The sequence below is a fragment of the Chitinophaga sp. XS-30 genome (assembly GCF_008086345.1).
Lineage (GTDB): Bacteria > Bacteroidota > Bacteroidia > Chitinophagales > Chitinophagaceae > Chitinophaga.
Genome location: NZ_CP043006.1, coordinates 5,479,197 through 5,494,288, shown reverse-complemented (window position 1 = coordinate 5,494,288; position 15,092 = coordinate 5,479,197). Strand labels below are relative to the sequence as shown.

Below are 15,092 nucleotides of genomic sequence, written 5' to 3'. Positions count from 1 at the left end.
ATCAATCCGAGCGATATGAAATTATATGCAACTGCGATAAAGGTAACTTCCCTGGCTTTTCTGATATTATCGGGAAGTTCCTGCACGAAGGATTTTAAAGAGATCAATACAGATCCTGTACTGATCACAAAAGATATCATCAAACCATCCATGCTGTTTACGCTGGTGCTGAAAAACACCATCTTCGACAGCTATAATACCGGAACCTTCAACGAATACGCCAACTACTATTCCAACCAGGGCTCCGGCACCATTTTCCAGGACAGGGACTGGTCCGGTTCCTTCAGCTATACCGGCAACCTGATCAATATATCGGAAGTGATCCGGCTTACCGGTAATGATCCGGCCCTGAAAAATCAGCAGGCCGTGGCCAGGATATGGAAGGTCTGGCAGTTCCATCAGCTGACGGATGTATTTGGCGATGTGCCGTACAGCGAATCCCTGCTGGATGTTGAAGATGTGATCAACCAGCCGAAATACGACACGCAGGAATCCATTTATACCCACATGCTCAACGAGTTGAAGGAAGCTGTTGCGCAGCTGACCAATGAGCCGTCCCTGGCGTCTTTCGGTAGTGCGGACCTTCTTTTCAACGGAAATGCGGACCGCTGGGTGCGTTTCGGGAACTCGCTCCGTTACCGGCTGGCCATACGGGTGCGTTATGCGAATGAATCGCTTGCTGCGCAGCATATTGCTGATCTTGCAGGCAAACCCCTGATAGATGATAATGCATTCAATGCAAAGCTGAGGACGATCGATGGGGCCGAGGCTGCCAACCGCAACCCGCTGTATAACAGTTTTGTCAATTCCAACGGTTATCCTCTGTGGGTGGGTTTCACCGTAACCCAGAACCTGCTCGAAAGAAGCGATCCCCGTTTGTCCAAATACGCCAGCCCCGCAAACGATGGTGTTTCAGGGCACCGTGGACGGCCGATGTGCCTGTTTACGGACGAGAAGCAGCCTTATGCTGAAAACACCACGGCATTCCTGCCTATGCCTTTCCGGGTAGCGGCTTATGATATTGTGGTGATGAATGCGGCCGAAGTGTATTTTCTGCGCGCTGAAGCCGCATTGGCCGGCTTAAGCAGTGAGAATGCAGCGCAGCTGTACAGAACGGGCATTGAACAATCCATGTTGCAGTATAGCGTAGCACAACCGGATATCACTACCTACCTCGCCGGTACGTTCGGATCGCTGACAGGTACGGAGGAACAGCAGCTGAGAGAGATCATTATCCAGAAGTACCTCGCCAATTTCTGGATGGGGGCTGAAGGCTGGGCAGAATATCGCAGAACGGGTTATCCTGAAATATGGACCGGTGGTGACCTGGGCAGTACGAACGGCACCATTCCCAGAAGAGGCACTTATCCTCAATCGGAATATTCACTGAACGAAAATAATGTGAGAGAAGCCGCTTCGCGCCTGCAGGGGGGAGACAAGATGACCAGCAGGATCTGGTGGGATGCGAAACCCGGATTACCGTATTTACATCCCAAGCAGGGGACCTTTCCTCCCGAGATTTATTAACCTCATACTACCTGGCTGTGTCATATCCGGAAATCCCGGGTATGACACCGTTCTTTTTACAAATGGGGCGCTGAACAATAGAACGATATGAAACCTCTTTTCGCAATAAAGCCGCTCCTTCTGCTCGTGCTTGCTGCAGGCCTGTTCACGCAGGCCGCAGCACAGCCGCAGGGGAAAAAGTACAATGTGCTGTTTATTGCAGCCGATGATCTCAACAACGATCTCGGCTGTTATGGCAATAGGTATGTGCAATCGCCGCAGATAGACCGTCTTGCCCGTTCCGGCGTGGCGTTCCATGCGGCATACAACCAGTACCCGCTGTGCAGCCCCAGCCGCAGCTCCATGCTCACCGGCATGCGGCCGGATAAAGTAGGCATCTACGATCTGGAAACACATTTCCGGAAGCATTTTCCCGATGTGATCACGCTTCCCCAATTGTTCAGGAATGCGGATTATTTCAGCGCCCGTGTCGGCAAGATATTCCATTATGGTGTACCCGGACAAATAGGCACTAACGGGCTGGACGATCCCGCATCCTGGGATACCGTTGTGAATCCGAAAGGCCGGGATAAAACGGAAGAGCATCTCGTGAAGAACCTTACTCCGGCCCGCGGTCTGGGCGCCGCATTGGCCTGGCACCGGTCTGAGGGTACGGATGAAGAGCAGACGGACGGGTTGGTGACCACTGAAGCCATCCGGTTGCTGGCGCAGCAAAAGAAGGGCGAGCCTTTCTTTCTGGCAGTAGGTTATTTCAGGCCGCATGCGCCATACGTTGCGCCGGGAAAGTACTTCGATCTTTATCCGAAGGAAACGGTGCCGCTGGCCAAGGAGATGCCCGGTGATATGGATGATATCCCCGAAGCAGCGCTTTTCACGCGCCCCGCCCACTGGGGGCTGAATGAAAGCGACCGCCGCGATGCGCAGAGAGCATACTATGCCGCCGTTTCCTTTATGGACGGCCAGGTGGGCCGTTTGCTGGACGCGCTGGAACAACTTGGTCTCGCGGAGAATACCATCATTGTATTGTGGAGCGATCATGGTTATAACCTTGGCCAGCATGGACAATGGAAAAAGCAAAGTCTGTTCGAGCCATCAGCGCGCGTGCCGCTGATCATTGCCGTTCCGGGTGGCGCAAAAGGAACGCCCTGCCGCAGAACGGTTGAATTGCTGGACGTTTACCCCACGCTGGCAGAGCTTTGCGATCTGCCGGTGCCGGAACATGTGCAGGGCAGAAGTCTGACGAAGCTGTTGAAAGATCCGGCGGCGGCCTGGAAACATCCCGCCTATACGGAAGTGGTACGCAACGGTATTTTCGGCAGAAGCGTGCGCACGGAACGTTGGCGCTATACGGAGTGGGATAACGGTAACGAAGGTACGGAGTTGTATGATCACAGGAATGATCCCGGTGAATTTGTCAATCTTGCGCGGGAAAAGAAGTGTGCCGCGGAGGTGAAACGGCTGCAGGGATTGCTGCGTAAACCGGATGTTTTCAGTGACCGGTGGTTAAAGGGCCAGTCACGGCGTTAATGTAATCTTTCCCATCGGATACCATCCATCCTCCTGTTTCCCCTCAATAGCCAATTGTACGGCAGGCGTCAGCAGATGCGGATCAAGCAGGGCCACAGCGATGTCATACTCGCCGGGCGGGAGCTGCTGCGGATAGCAGGCGTCGTTAAACACAATATCACCGGGGAGCCACTTCCGGATATCCGCGTTCGTCATAAAGGTTTCGGTGTGTTTATTGTTCTTTAACCGGATGGCGAACGTGTAACGGTTATAACAGGGCGCTACGCCTTTGTTCTCCTACCAGGTTTCCACATCAAGCCGGGAATTTGCTTTGATGGACGCAGGATAACTGAACCGCCGCAACACAAAACGGTAACCCATTTTCTTCAGCCATGCGTCCATCAGTTTGTTCCATTTAGCCGGTACCGGTGAGGATTTGCCATTGAAGGAGGAAATATGCCATTTCAATGACTGGTCGATGATATATTGCACCTGCTTTTCAGAATAACCTTCTTTCACATCCCAGTTCCTGAACAATCCGCACATTTCGAAACTTATATGCCCTTCTTTCCAGGCGTCCTGCATCCCGTATTCGATAATGGTCTGCGGATAGTAGTCGAACATATGCGTCCATCCGTTTTGTTCCGCCGCCCAGAAGCCCAGGTCGCCCAGGCAGTCCTGCCGCCAGCCCACCGGCGTGGCCGCATTTTCCTTGATGTATGCGATCTGTTTTTTGCCGTGCAGCAGGGCGATGAGCGGTGTTTTTTGGAAGCCTTCGAGATAGGCGTCCACGAGGGTTTTCATCGTTGCGTCAGACAGCAATTCTGTTCCTCCGCCTTCTCCGGCAAAGCCGACAATGGAAAGATCTACATTCTCCAGTTGCGGATGTCCGTCGTACCGCGCGGCCAGGGCGCGTATCATGCCGCCGAAATATTTTGCGTACCGGGGATCTTCAGGATCTACTACCCATTTCGGATGTGCGAACGTTCGCTTTTCTCCCACCATTTCCCGGTACCAGGCCGGTACATCTTCGCCCGGTTTGCCTTTATAGGGAGATATCCGCAGGCAGAGTTTCTGCTGTTTTTTCTTTGCGATCCTTAGCAGGTCATCAATAAAATCCCAGCGGTATTTGCCTTGCTCCGGCTCAATGACATGCCAGTGTATCCTGAAATAGGCAAGCGAGGTGGGCGGATGGGCCTCGTTCTCCAGCGTTTCATTTTTATCATACTGACGAATGTCCGCTTCGTTGATCACATCGTAGTAGGGGAGGTTATCGCCATTGAACATCTGGAAAGTGGTAAACCCGATCCCCGGGTTGATCAGCACTTTTTCCGATTCAACCGGTCGGCTGATGATCCTGTGCTGTGCGGAGCCCGTGGAAAGGGATGAAAACAGCAGGATGATGCCTGCTTTGGCTATCTGGTAGTTCATATCATTTTTTTGTACGGAGCAGATGCATAACGGCGGAAGACATGGTAAGCACGCCGGTTTGCATGGCGGTGGTGGTTTCCGGGATGAAGAGCGGGGAATGTGTGGAAGGCAGCGGTTTCTTTTCCCGCATCGCCGCTTCCATTTTTTCCTTTGGCACAACGCCCAGCGAGTATAACAGGATGGGTACCGGCACACCGGTTCTGCCGTATCGGCCGAAATCTTCCCCATACATTTCAGGATTCAGCCGGATCACGTTTTCTTTACCGATGACCGTTGTGAAGTGCGCGGCAAGTTTTTCCGAAAGCTGCGGATCGTTGTACACGGAAGGGCTTCCGCCCGGGTTGATGACGATGGATGGAAGCTCGTTACCGGACAGGCCGGCGGATTCCGCCACGCCTTCACATATCTTTCTGATATGTTCGATGATCTGCTGCTGTACTTCATCATTCAGTGAACGCACCGCCAGTTCCATTTTTACTTCGGTTGGAATGGTGTTGCCGGTCGTGCCGCCATGAATGGAGCCAACGGTAACAACCGCGGGTTCCATGGGAGAGATCACGCGGCTGACGATCGTCTGAAAGTCCATCACCAGCCTGGACGCCAGCACCACCGGGTCTATGGCGGAGTGCGGCATGGCGCCATGGCCGCCTTTCCCTTTCACCGTGATGTCGATCATATCAATGTTCGCCAGGCTGTACCCCGGAACATAACCTACCTTTCCTGTTTCGAGGCTGGAGTTCACATGCAGGGCCAGGGCATAGTCCGGCACAGGGAACCTGGAGAAGAGTCCGTCATCGAGCATCGCCCGGGCGCCTGTTCCGTTCTCTTCCGCGGGTTGTGCAATGAGCATCACCGTGCCGGACCAGTTTGTTTTCATTTGCGAAAGCACCCTGGCCACGCCGGTCCATACGGCCATATGCATATCGTGGCCGCAGGCGTGCATCAGCGGGATCTGTTCCCCTGTTGCGCCGGTTTGTGTGGCGGTGCTGGCATACGGCACGCCGGTCTGTTCGCGGATGGGCAGTGCATCCATATCGGTACGCACCATGATCGTAGGACCGGGACCGTTTTTCATGATCCCTACCACACCATACCCGCCCACATTTTCGGTCACCGTAAAACCTGCTTTCTTCAGTTCCGCCGCCATCAGGGCAGCGGTGTTCTTTTCCTGCTGCGCCAGTTCAGGGTTGGCGTGAATATGCCGGTACAGGTCAAACAGTTCCCGGTATTCCTGTTGTACGATCGCGGCGATCTTCCTGCTTTCCGTCGTCTGGGAGAAAGCGGTATCGCTGCCGAGCAGCAATGTTGCCAGCAATCCTGTTAATAAATGCTTTTTCATATCAGTTGATTTCCATGATGTACACGTTGGCGAACTGGCAGCGGTTGTCGCTGGCATGATCGTCCTGCAGAGCGATCGGGCCCTGTTCGGGAATGTCGGGGAGAAGGGCGTTGTCGATAACGGTCTGTCCATTCACCTCAACGGTTACACGTTCTCCTTTCATGGTGATGACAAAACGGTTCCATTCCCCGGGAGGATTATCGGCTTTGATCTTTGGCGTTGCGCCGGCGCGTATTTCAGGCGGCAGGCGTTTGTCCACCCGGTAACCGTATATCTCTCCCGAGCCGATATAGCGGTTACCGATGTTCACCTGGCTTTTGGATTCGCCCCTGAGATATATGCCGGTATCGCCGTTGTAAAGCATCTCTACTTCCTGGTTGGAGCCATCGGCATTCAGGGCATTGTCGCCATTGGGAAGGATGACCGGCGTACGGGCCATCTCCGGCGGTCTGGTCAGCCTTACATCGGCTACCAGTACAAAATCCCGGAAGGCCTTTTTGCTCCAAAGGCATTTGTCTTTTTCCCGGCTGTTGCCGTCGTAATCGATCACACCTTTACCGGCGGTCCAGTGCCCGGCATGCCCCGGCTTCATCTCCCATTGGGAAAGGTCATCACCGTTGAACAGCGGGCGGAATTTTTTTTCCATAGCGGTAGCGGAGGTTGCTTTGATGCGGATGTTCCGCACCTGGTAAGCCACCCCGCCGGAAGAAAAGGTGATGTGGCCTTTGCGTTGTTCCGTTGCGCTGATGACCGTAGCCGGTCCGCCGTTGACGGACAGCTGTACTGCTTTGCTATTGCTTTTAATGCGATAATGATTCCATTTGTCGGGAATAAAACCTTCCTGTTCCGTTCCGATGCCGAAGCGGATGCCATCCGGTATCGCGGAACCGGTAGACGGCAGTTCCGCAGCGTGTAGGATCACAGCGGCATCTCCGCTACCCGGCCCGCGCCGGCATTCAAATTCCAGCTCATAGTTCCCGAAAACCTGTGCTGACCGTAGCGTGCTTTGTATTTTACCGGTGCATACGATCCCTTCAGGCCCGGCCGTCCAGGTATCGGGCGCCTCATTCACATTTACCCAGCTGATGTCCCTGGCAATTTTCCCGGTGGATTGGCATGCGCTGCCGAGCCACAGCAAAGGCAGCAGCAAAATGGAAACTGATCTCATGATATATTCGCTAGATGATGTTTGACGTGCCGGGCATCGGTATCGGGTAATTCCCGTCCTTGTCCGGTTTTGCAGGCGCTTCACTGTTCCAGTCCATATGCTCCGGCGCCAGTACGAGTTCGGATTTCAGGGCATCTTCCAGTTCCACCATTTTCCCGGAGTGTGCGGCCATGCGGCCCATGATGGTGGTCATGGTGCTCATGGCGCCCCATTCCGTATCGTTGAGCGGCGTATTGTTCCTGATGGCATCGAAGAATACATCGTGTTCTACCTGGTATGCGTTCTCCGAATCCTTGTTGCTGTTCCGCCATATTCTCTCACCGTTCAGGTCCCGGATGCCGGATTGCAGGCTGGCGGTGCCATTAGTCCCCTGGAAGTAGGCACCGCCTTTGTTCCAGGTGCCGCTGATATGGCGGATCTGGCTGTTCAGTTTCATGCCGTCCGCATATTCGTATTCGATGAAAAAGTGATCGAAGATATCGCCGGTATCGGGACCGCTGAGGGAAGACCTGCCGCCCATGCCTTGCGCGCGCACGGGGTAAGCGCCTTTCACCCAGTTCACCACATCGGTGTTATGGATCTGCAATCCCGCCGGTGATCCGGCCCACAGCCAGTTGAAATAACGCCAGTTGCGCAGCTGGTATTCGAGTTCTGTCTGTCCCTGCCGGCGCGGGACCATGCGTACCGGGCCGATGAGGTAATAGTCCGTTGCCGAAACGATCTTTCCGATGGCATTTTCCTGCAGCTGTTTCACCATTTCCCGGTATCCGGCATCATAGCGGTTCTGCAGGCCCACCACCACTTTGAGGTTTTTCAGGGAAGCCTGTTCTCCGGTGGCGAGTATTTTGCGAATGCCCGGCGCATCGCTGGCCAGGGGCTTTTCCATGAACACATGCCGCCCTGCTTTTACGCAGGCTTCAAAATGAAGGGGACGGAAGGCAGGCGGTGTTACCAGCAATACGGCATCCGCCGCGGCAATGGCTTTTTCATATGCATCAAGACCGGTGAACTTGTTGGCTTCCGGCACTTTAACGGCATCTTTGACGCCGTCTATCTGCATCAGCGTCTGCCAGGTTTCATCGAGCTTGTCCCGGAAAACGTCCGCCATGGCTACCAGCACTACATTGGCTTTCGTTCTCAAAGCATTCACGGCGGCGCCTGCGCCGCGGCTGCCGCATCCGATCAGCGCAATGCGTATCGGATCACTGTGGAGGCGCCATGATCGTGCGCCGGCGGGCAGTGCCGTGCTGAGCAAAGCTCCGCCAACCAGTGCAGCGGAACCTTTCAGGAAGTCGCGCCGGCCGCGCAGGCCGTTTGTGGCAGATTCGATGTCCTTGTTCATATCGTCATTTTTTATTCAAAATAGAAGTCTCCAAAATTCCTGTATTCATGAAAATTCCCGCTGTTCCTGTTCAGGGCCCATAAGGTTTCTCCCTGATCATAATCGATCCGGTACAGGTTGCCTTTCCAGGTAGTGCCGGAAGCGGGGAGTTTGTCCAGTACGGGTTTCATCAGGTCATAGGGAATGAAGCACTCGGCCGTCCAGCTGTCGGCAGCGGCATGCGTTTTACGTTCTCCCCCGCGAACGGATGTGGCATGCCTGGTTTTGCGGCGACCGTCATAGTGGAAGGGTATCCAGCTGTTGAGTTTGCCGTCCTCATTAAAGATCACCAGCGGCAGTTCGTAGTTCAGCGGGGAAAGTTCATATTCCAGGTAGGCCGGTTTTTTTTCATCCGGCTGCAGGAATATCTCGATGACATCCTCATTCCAGAGATCCATGAAATCCTGCTGCATGGTTGCCGTGAGCTTCCTGTCCTCACAAAAGTAAAGGCAGTAGATGCCGGTAGCGGAATACAACAGCTTGACCTTTGTTTCGTAACCACTTTTACCGGTATCCAGCAGCGGGATGCTGATCCAGCCGGTTTTCTGCCATTCGGCGGCGGAGCCGTCACCGGTAATGTCAAAGTCGGCGGACCTGCGGATCACCACCTTGTCCTGCGTGTCGCCGGACGGCATGTTCCTGCAGGATAGCAGGAGTATCAGGACGGCGATATGCCATGAAGATCTTCCCATGCGCTGATTATTTTTGGCCAAGACCGGGAAACCATTTTTCGGCATTTTCCCGGTACAGTTTATCAATTACGGTTACCGGAAGATGCAGGCCGCGGAAAGGGCCTTCCACTTCGGAAGCCGTCATTTCTTCATCGGAGGTAAAGAATTTCCAGTGATCCGTCCACGTATCATGTGCGTATTTCAGCACTGCGGAAGAATCCATGCTGCTGTCGATAACGATGTCTGTAGAATACAGCAGCCGGTCCTGGTAGCGGACAAAGAAATCGTAAACTTTTTTATGATCCTTTTGGGCCTGGAACTGGAGGTGAGACACCCGTTCCGCCATATCCACCGCCATATTCGGGTATTTGTCCAGCCTCGCCGCGATCTCGTCCACATCCCATTCCAGGCTGGCGAGGTGGGCGCCCACGAAGCGCATTTCCGGATGTTTCTTCAGCATATTGTCCCGGGCATTCACCTGATCTTCATACGAAGGATATTCAGGGTGCAGGTACATATGATACTCCGGATGGTGTTTGAAATATTCCCGGTCGTTTTTCACCGTCATTTCCTCCAGCGGCAGCCAGCAGTTCTTCGGTTCACCGAGGTGGCCAACGAGTGTTTTATTATTTTCCGTAATGAAATCAAGCACCGGGTCCAGCCGGGGATCATCGATCATCACAAATTTGTCGTCCTTATCCTTGTATTCCATCCCGATGTTCTTCCACACTTTAACGCCCAGTGCGCCCTGTTTGAACGACTGGTCCAGGTAGGCGATGGTCTTTTCCTGCCAGCCCGGTTCTCCTATACCTTCAATATTGAAGCTCGTCACATAGTTGAAAGCGCCGGGGAAGCGTTCCTGGTGAAAAGTGGTGAATCCCTGCTGTTCATGGAGGGGAACGTAATCCGGCGCCGCCACGTTCAGGCTCAGCAGATAGAAGTTTTGCGACCTGGCGTAGTTGATCAGCACCGGGTCAAACGTGTTGATGTGCACATGTGAATCGTATTTTTTCACACGGGCAAAATCTTCCGTTCCATAGAATGATTCCTTTTTTTTGACTTCCATACAGCTTTGCATCAGTACGCCGGTTAAGATCAGCAGAAGGCCGGGATGATTTTTTTTCTTCATCGGTGCGCTATTTAACAATTTCAAGTTTTTCCGTAACGAGGTCCGATACCGCCTTGATCGCCGGCGGGAACAGTTTTCGCAGGTCAATTTCTTCTTTGGCGGAAAGGCATTTATCGAGTGTGCGTATAAAGATATTTTTTATTTCGGTTGCCAGGTTGATTTTACAGATACCGTTGTTGATGGATTCTCTCAGGCTGGCTGCGGGAATGCCCGAGCCGCCATGCAGTACCAGCGCCACGTCCGTGAGGCGGTGAATTTCTTTCAGTCTTTCGATATCCAGTTCCGGCGCTTTTTTATAGAAGCCGTGTGCGGAACCGATGGCTACCGCCAGCGCGTTCACGCCCGTTTGCGCAACGAAGTAGCGGGCTTCCTCCGGTTCGGTAAAACCGGTGATCTCGGTGGACTGGCCCAGCTTGGCCACATAGCCCAGTTCGGCTTCCACATTGGCATTGTATTTCGCGGCCAGGGCCACCACTTTCCGGGTGATGGCGATGTTCTCCTCCAGTGGTTTTTCGCTGGCATCTATCATCACGGAATCAAATCCCGCTTCCAGGCATTGCGCTACCAGCTCGTAGGAATCCGAATGATCGAGATGCAGCCATCCTTCCACATTGTATTGTTCCAGTGCGGTCTTTGCCATGTTCACCGCTACGGCCATGCCCATGTATTCGATAGAGCTCCTGGTGAGCTGGAGGATAACCGGTTGCTTCATGGCGGAGGCCGCTTCCATGATACCGCAAAGCGTTTCATAGTTGTAGAAGTTGGTGGCCAGCAGTGCGGATCTTTGCTGCTGCATCTGCTTCAGTTTATCTTTCAGGTTGATCGTCTTCATAACGGTATCTTTCTTTTAGGATTGAAAAAACTTCCTGTCTGTCGGAGAATGCTGCAGTTCCGCCTGCTGCGGTGGTAGAAAGGGCGGCGATCATATTTCCGAACCGCTGGCAGGTTTCCGGCGGTTGTTTGCTGATGAACTGGTAAATAAACCCGGCATTGAAGCTGTCTCCCGCACCGATAGCGTCCACCACCGCGGTATTCAGGAAAGCGGGCAGTGAAACGGACCTCCCCTGGCTGAAGCAGGTAGATCCCTTGTTGCCCTGTTTTACGGCAATGGTGTGGCAGCAGCCGCTTAGCTGCGCCAGCGCTTCTGTGATATCGTTGCAGCGGGTGATATGCAGCAGTTCTTTTTCGTTGGGCAGGAACACGTCTACATGCGGGAGGATGTCCGGCAGACGGATGTCCCATTTTTCTCCGGGGTCCCACTGCGGATCAAAAGAGGTGGTAAGGCCCATTTGCCTGGCCCGCTGAAAGATCATGGGAAGGTCTTTGCACAGGGCCGGTTGAATGAAGCAGGAAGAGATGTGCAGATGTCGGGCCTGTTCCGCCTGCGTCCAGTTGATATCGGCGGCGGACAGGCTTTCCATGGCGCCGGGATGGGTGATCATGGCCCTGTCTTCCCCATAATTCAATACCACCGTAGCACCGGTATGCAGGTCCGCCTGACGGATGATGCCGGAAGTATCAATGCCTTTTGCGGTTAAAGTATCACAGATAAAATCCCCGAAGGCATCTTTTCCCAGTTTGCCGGTGAAGGCAACATTGGCGCCGAGTACGCTCAGGTTGCTGGCGAATATGGCGGAAGAGCTGCCGAGCGTGAGGGTCATCTCCCGGGAGAGGATCTCTTTGCCCAGCTGCGGGAGTGCGCTGATGTGATTAAGAATGAAGTCGATATTCAGTTCTCCGATTACGATTACGTCATTTTTTTTCATGTTTCTTCCTTTTGATCATCTTTTGGCGGTGTTTCTTTCTCAGGCTTTACCGTTCTCCGGGCTGAACGGGTAGATGATCACCCCTTTTACAACACGGGTGATGGTGGCTTTTTCACTCGGGTTATCCGGCATGAGGCCAAATTCGAGCGATTTATAGAATCCGAGGATCTGTGCCGGCAGTACGCTGCATACGGACAAAAATTCTTCGTCCACAGTTTTTCCGCCGGTAGATAATTCAATGAGCAGGTCCACTTCAAAATCCTTGTCAGCCGATTCTGTGATGCCGATGCTGAACAGCCCTTTTTCTCCGGATATGATGGCTTTCACCAGGTCGCTTTCATATTGATGAACGTATTGGTTGTTGGAGAACAGGTACACCAGCAGGGTAGAGGAGTTGATAACGGCTTTGGGGCCGTGGCGGAAACCCAGGAAGGAATCGAATTTGCAGATCACCTTTCCGTCCGTCAGCTCCTGTACTTTAAGGTCGGATTCATTGGCAACGGAGCGCAGCGGGCCCGAGCCCAGGAAGATGGCCCGCTGAAAATCCAGGCTGGCCGCAGCTTTTAGTTTGTTGTGATAATTATCGAGGATGTTGCGGGCGTACCGGGAGATCTGTTCCACCTGTTCGCGCAGCGTATCGATCTCTTTTATTCTCGATATCAGGAGGCCGGACAGGAGCATGGAGGTAAAGCTGCCCGTCATGGCCAGGCTCTGGTCATCCGCTTCCCTGGGCAACAGGAATACCAGTGTGGGATTGGTGTTCGTTTCCATGGAGCGGGCCAGTTTGCCTTCAGGGTTGCAGGTAATGATCAGGTGAAATACCTTTTCACAGAACTTGTCGGCCAGGTGAAGGGCGGCCACACTTTCCGGGCTGTCGCCGGAGCGGGCGAATGATATAAGGAGCGTAGCCTCTGTATTGAAATAATGTGCCGGATGGGAGATCAGGTCGGTTGTAGGGATGGCTACGGTTTGTTTGCGGGTATTCTTGTGAAAGGGGCCTTGCAGCACATCGCCGATAAAAGCGGAAGTGCCGGCTCCGGTAAGGATCACGGAAAGGGAAGGATGCCGGAATGCATCCTGCAGGAACGCGGCCAGTTCATCTTTTCGCTGGCTCACCAGTTCCCAGGTCTTCAGCCAGAGGTCAGGTTGCTGGGCGATCTCCCTGGCGGTATGCAGCGCTCCTTTTTGTTTGAGGTCTTCCTGGGAAAAGCCCAGGTATTTATTGCGGGTTTCGGGAGCAGTTTGATACGGGTTATTTTTTAAAGTATCCATATTTTATTTTTCTTTTCATTTCGTTTGTTGAACCAAAAATAATTATTTCCTTTCAATTTGGAATTTTTATTTTATTTTTATGCTTTCGAAAGGGTTATTTGTAGAATTTCGCATTTGGGAATCAAAAAGAAACGGGCTAATAATGTTATTTTGCATTCGAATTCTTATTTCACTGTATAAAACAATTAGCTTTCGAAGTATTTAAAATTTATCATATGCGAAAACCTAAAGAGAAGACAACCGTTCAGCGCCGTGTGATCATCCTGGAGAAGCTGGAAGAGAAAGGGCAGGTGGATGTGGTTTCCCTGAGCAAGGCGCTGAAAGTGAGCGAAGTGACCATCCGTAACGATCTGAAGCGCCTTGAACAGAAGAATGCGCTGATCCGCGCCAGGGGCGGGGCGATAAAAGTAGACCGGGTGGGGATGGATTTTACGTTGTCTGACAAGAACAAACAGAATTACGATCAGAAGAGAAGGATCGGGAAAGCCGCAGCCGAACTGATCGAAACGGGGGATACGATCATACTGGATTCCGGTACGACCACCATGGAGATCACCAAGAACCTCACCAATATGGGGGAACTGACGGTGATCACCAATGCGCTGAACATTGCGAACCAGCTGGCGGAACATCCGAAAGTGAATGTGATCATTCCGGGCGGTTTCCTGAGAAAGAATTCGCTTTCGCTGATCGGCGCCACCGCGGAGGAAAGTTTCAAGAACTATTTCTGCGACAAGTTATTTCTGGCGGTGGACGGCTTCAGTGCTGCCTTTGGGCTTTCAACGCCCAATGTGGAGGAAGCCCATCTGAACCGGGTGATGATGTCCATTTCCAAGCAGGTGATCGTGGTAGCGGATTCCAGCAAGTTCCATAAACGGAGTTTTGCGTTCATTGCACCGGTGAACGAGATAGATGTGCTGGTAACAGACGATGGCATACCTCCGGAAGATCATAAGATACTGGAGAGCGCCGGTATAAAAGTCATTATTGTTTAAAATGTAATCAGGAAAATGGGGGACAACAAGAAGCCCTGGCTGCTGCTGGCGCTTATTACGACCGTGTTCTGGGGTATCTGGGGCGCGTTCATCGAAATACCGGAAAAAGCAGGGTTTCCCGCAACGCTTGGATATGTGGTCTGGTCCCTCACCATGATACCCTGCGCACTGGTGGCGCTGTACCTTGTAAACTGGAAGCTGGACACCGGCATCAGGCCTGTTTTGTATGGTATGCTGGTAGGGCTCACCGGAGCAGGAGGGCAGCTGATCCTTTTTCAGGCCGTTCGGGAAGGCCCCGCCTATATTGTTTTCCCGATCATTTCCCTCTTTCCGATCGTGACCATTCTGCTATCCGCCCTGTTTTTAAAGGAAACAACCACCCGGCGGAGCTGGACGGGCATCGTCCTGGCCCTTATCGCCATCCTGCTGCTTTCCTATCAGCAGCCGGATAACGGGCATGCTGGCGGATATGGCTGGCTGGTGCTGGCGATCATCGTTTTTCTTTTATGGGGCGTGCAGGGTTTTTTCATGAAGTTCTCCAATGACATCATGAAAGCGGAAAGCATTTTTTTCTATATGGCGCTCTCCGGGGTGCTGCTGTCGCCGGTGGCGATAGGGATGACGGATTTTTCCGCGAACATCAACTGGGGGCTGAAAGGGCCTTACCTGGCTACGCTGGTACATGTGCTGAATGCCGTTGGCGCGCTGACCCTTGTATATGCCATGCGTTACGGTAAAGCGATCATTGTTATACCGGTGACAGGCCTTTCGCCCGTGATCACGATCGTGCTGTCTTTAATGATCTACAGCGTATTCCCGCATTACCTGATCATTGCCGGACTGGTGGTGGCGGTGATCGCCATCTATCTGCTGAGCGAGTAGAAAAATATAACAACATTCCATCTGA

The 15,092-nt window shown here is 52.9% G+C and carries 13 protein-coding genes and 1 pseudogene; 4 read left to right on the top strand and 10 right to left on the bottom strand.

The window, feature by feature from the left end; all coding sequences use genetic code 11:
- The first annotated feature begins 15 nt into the window (after nucleotides 1-15).
- Nucleotides 16-1,527: a SusD/RagB family nutrient-binding outer membrane lipoprotein gene (locus tag FW415_RS21970; RefSeq protein WP_148389274.1), complete on the top strand. Its 1,512-nt coding sequence runs from the start codon at nucleotides 16-18 to the stop codon at nucleotides 1,525-1,527.
- Between the two features lie 87 nt (nucleotides 1,528-1,614).
- Nucleotides 1,615-3,054 (top strand): sulfatase, encoded by a 1,440-nt coding sequence (locus tag FW415_RS21965; protein WP_148389273.1) that lies wholly within the window; start codon nucleotides 1,615-1,617, stop codon nucleotides 3,052-3,054.
- Here the strand turns inward: FW415_RS21965 and FW415_RS21960 are convergent.
- From FW415_RS21960 to FW415_RS21915, 10 genes and pseudogenes are all read right to left on the bottom strand, one after another.
- Nucleotides 3,043-3,318, bottom strand: a pseudogene (locus FW415_RS21960) (DUF4832 domain-containing protein); the annotation flags it as partial. The gene FW415_RS21965 and the pseudogene FW415_RS21960 overlap by 12 nt on opposite strands.
- Before the next feature lie 12 nt (nucleotides 3,319-3,330).
- Nucleotides 3,331-4,464, bottom strand: a complete 1,134-nt coding sequence (locus FW415_RS21955; protein ID WP_148389271.1) for a beta-galactosidase — start codon at nucleotides 4,462-4,464, stop codon at nucleotides 3,331-3,333.
- Nucleotide 4,465: 1 nt separating this feature from the next.
- Nucleotides 4,466-5,803, bottom strand: coding sequence for a M20 family metallopeptidase (locus tag FW415_RS21950; protein ID WP_148389270.1), 1,338 nt, complete (start codon nucleotides 5,801-5,803; stop codon nucleotides 4,466-4,468).
- A gap of 1 nt (nucleotide 5,804) precedes the next feature.
- Complete coding sequence (locus FW415_RS21945; protein ID WP_148389269.1) at nucleotides 5,805-6,971, bottom strand: family 16 glycoside hydrolase; 1,167 nt, start codon at nucleotides 6,969-6,971, stop codon at nucleotides 5,805-5,807.
- Nucleotides 6,972-6,981: 10 nt separating this feature from the next.
- Nucleotides 6,982-8,313: a Gfo/Idh/MocA family oxidoreductase gene (locus FW415_RS21940; protein ID WP_148389268.1), complete on the bottom strand. Its 1,332-nt coding sequence runs from the start codon at nucleotides 8,311-8,313 to the stop codon at nucleotides 6,982-6,984.
- 11 nt (nucleotides 8,314-8,324) lie between these two features.
- The gene (locus tag FW415_RS21935; RefSeq protein WP_210420771.1) at nucleotides 8,325-9,044 is read right to left on the bottom strand and encodes a carbohydrate-binding family 9-like protein; all 720 of its coding nucleotides are present in this window, start codon (nucleotides 9,042-9,044) and stop codon (nucleotides 8,325-8,327) included.
- 7 nt (nucleotides 9,045-9,051) lie between these two features.
- Entirely contained in the window at nucleotides 9,052-10,152 is a 1,101-nt protein-coding gene (locus tag FW415_RS21930; protein WP_210420770.1) for an amidohydrolase family protein, read from the bottom strand.
- A 7-nt stretch (nucleotides 10,153-10,159) separates the two neighbouring features.
- On the bottom strand, nucleotides 10,160-10,984 hold the full coding sequence (locus FW415_RS21925) for a class II fructose-bisphosphate aldolase (protein ID WP_246858830.1): 825 nt from the start codon (nucleotides 10,982-10,984) through the stop codon (nucleotides 10,160-10,162).
- Nucleotides 10,959-11,918, bottom strand: a complete 960-nt coding sequence (locus FW415_RS21920) for a carbohydrate kinase family protein (RefSeq protein WP_148389267.1) — start codon at nucleotides 11,916-11,918, stop codon at nucleotides 10,959-10,961. The genes FW415_RS21925 and FW415_RS21920 overlap by 26 nt, the downstream gene beginning before the upstream one ends.
- Before the next feature lie 39 nt (nucleotides 11,919-11,957).
- Complete coding sequence (locus FW415_RS21915) at nucleotides 11,958-13,190, bottom strand: SIS domain-containing protein (protein ID WP_148389266.1); 1,233 nt, start codon at nucleotides 13,188-13,190, stop codon at nucleotides 11,958-11,960.
- A 215-nt stretch (nucleotides 13,191-13,405) separates the two neighbouring features.
- On the opposite strand from FW415_RS21915, the gene agaR reads away from it, so the two are divergent.
- Together agaR and FW415_RS21905 are read left to right on the top strand one after the other, a co-directional pair.
- Nucleotides 13,406-14,185, top strand: coding sequence for a transcriptional repressor AgaR (agaR, locus tag FW415_RS21910; RefSeq protein WP_148389265.1), 780 nt, complete (start codon nucleotides 13,406-13,408; stop codon nucleotides 14,183-14,185).
- Between the two features lie 15 nt (nucleotides 14,186-14,200).
- On the top strand, nucleotides 14,201-15,067 hold the full coding sequence (locus FW415_RS21905; protein WP_148389264.1) for an EamA family transporter: 867 nt from the start codon (nucleotides 14,201-14,203) through the stop codon (nucleotides 15,065-15,067).
- Nucleotides 15,068-15,092: the final 25 nt, after the last annotated feature.